This window comes from uncultured Agitococcus sp. (genome assembly GCF_937920075.1).
GTDB lineage: Bacteria > Pseudomonadota > Gammaproteobacteria > Pseudomonadales > Moraxellaceae > Agitococcus.
The window spans coordinates 1-1,949 of the sequence record NZ_CALETI010000134.1 but is presented as its reverse complement, the minus strand read 5'-3'; the positions used below and the strand labels follow the sequence as shown (position 1 = coordinate 1,949).

At 42.8% G+C, this 1,949-nt stretch carries 4 protein-coding genes; all 4 read left to right on the top strand.

Annotation, left to right across the window (positions count from 1 at the left end; genetic code table 11):
• Positions 1–95: 95 nt before the first annotated feature.
• The 4 genes from Q0212_RS05060 (at position 96) to Q0212_RS05045 (ending at position 1,838) form a co-directional block, all read left to right on the top strand.
• Entirely contained in the window at positions 96–500 is a 405-nt protein-coding gene (locus Q0212_RS05060) for a phage tail terminator-like protein (RefSeq protein ID WP_297923142.1), read from the top strand.
• Positions 501–506: 6 nt separating this feature from the next.
• Complete coding sequence (locus Q0212_RS05055; RefSeq protein ID WP_297923139.1) at positions 507–962, top strand: hypothetical protein; 456 nt, start codon at positions 507–509, stop codon at positions 960–962.
• Positions 963–1,017: 55 nt separating this feature from the next.
• Complete coding sequence (locus Q0212_RS05050; RefSeq protein ID WP_297923136.1) at positions 1,018–1,392, top strand: hypothetical protein; 375 nt, start codon at positions 1,018–1,020, stop codon at positions 1,390–1,392.
• 131 nt (positions 1,393–1,523) lie between these two features.
• Positions 1,524–1,838: a hypothetical protein gene (locus Q0212_RS05045; RefSeq protein ID WP_297923134.1), complete on the top strand. Its 315-nt coding sequence runs from the start codon at positions 1,524–1,526 to the stop codon at positions 1,836–1,838.
• Positions 1,839–1,949: the final 111 nt, after the last annotated feature.

Sequence of the window (1,949 nt, the reverse complement as noted above, 5' to 3'; positions counted from 1 at the left end):
GAGTATGGCCATAGCCAACAAGCACCTAATGGCATGGTTAGAGTAAGTGCTAGACTAGCATTGTATGAGTTGGAGCAAGCCGTGAGGAGTGTACAATGAGTCAAGCAGAAATAGAGTTGGCACTCTTTGACAAGCTAGAAGCGGTTAAGGCTTCGTTGCCTACAATTTATTATCCAAACAGCTTAAACAATGGCAAACCTAACCCACCTACAGGCGAGCATATCCGAGTTAGTATTTTAAATGCAGGGACTAACGCTTTAGGCATTGCAACAACAAACCAAACACTAGGACTTATGCAATGCTCTATCTTTGTAAAAGACGGCACAGGCACAGTGAGAGCGGCTCAAATTGCGGATTTAATTTTGAGCGCATTTGCACGAAATACGGTATTATCTAATAATGTTCGCATTGACAAAACAGGCAGCGTAAACACTGGATTTACACAAGACGGGTGGTATATGTTGCCTGTAACCGTCCCATATCAACAGATTACGAGGTAACTCAAAATGACCGCAGCTTTAGTACAAACAACCGCAGGGGCAACTATTGGCATTAGTGCCACATTGCCAGCTACAAACGATGCCGCAGGGTACGCAGCATTAACCTTTTCTTTGATTGGCGAAGTAACCGACTTAGGCGAATTTGGCCGCGAATATGCAACGGTTACGCATAACCCTATCGCATCAAGACGCACTATCAAGCGTAAAGGCTCTTTTAACGATGGCACAATGGCTTTACAGTTAGCGATTGACCGTGACGATGCAGGGCAGATTATCGCGCTTGCAGCCGTTGGCTCTGATGCTAACAAAGCGATTGCTATTACATACCAAGACGGCTCAAAAGATTATTTTAGCGCGTTGGTTATGTCGTTTAAAACAAACGCTGGCAGTGTTGACCAGATTTTGTCAGGTTCTATTAACCTAGAAATCAATACCGATATTATATCTGTTGCCTTGCCATAATCTTTAAACCATTACGCCCCTAGCAATAGGGGCAACAAAACAAATAGAGGCTATTATGGATTTATCGACTTTATTACCAAAAAATGATGCTGTTATTCAGTTGAAGCATCCTGTGACTGGTGAGTTTTTGCCTGATATTGAGATTACTATTGTTGGCCATGACTCGCCTGTATTTAAAAACGCAATCAAAGCACGAGCCAAGGCACAAATAGCGCGTAAGTCTAAAGAGTTAGACTTAAACGCTAACGAGCGCGATACCATCGAGCTATTGGCACAATGTACGTTAGGCTGGAAAGGTATCTCTGAGGGCAGCAAAGTTATCGAGTTTAGCTTTGATAATGCTGTCAGTCTTTATACACGTTATAACTGGATTAAAGAGCAAATTGATAATGCTATTAGCGACCGCGCCAATTTTTTTATCAATGCGTAGAGAATCTTAAACTCTACGCTAAACAGCAAGCGTGGTGGAATAGTTGTCCGCAAACTAAAGGCGCGAAAGAATACAATCGTATTACGCGCCTAAAGCAATTCACGCAAAAAAATCCCACCCTAACGCCTGATATGCCTACTTTAACAAGTGGGCTTTATCTTATCAATTTACTGCATGAAGCAGGAACAATCTCTTATAATGACGGTATAGCAAAACGGCTATCTTGGACTGAGTTAAAAGCGTGGGCTGATTTATCGGGTTATGTGCTAGACTCATGGGAAGCTGATACAATTATGCAGCTAAGTCTTGTGTATGCTGATATGCTAAACGAGGCAACAGACCCTTTGTGTCCTATGCCTATGGTTCGCGTAATGACTCAAGATAAACGCGCACAAGTGGCTAACAGTGTTAAAAACGCGCTACGCTCAATCGGTAAAAAGAGGTGATAAGATGGCAGATTTATTGATGATTGGGCTTGGTGTTGATACTAGACGATTACGCGATGGTGAGCGAGCATTAGGCAGTTTACAACGCGCAGGCAACAACACAGAAAACGC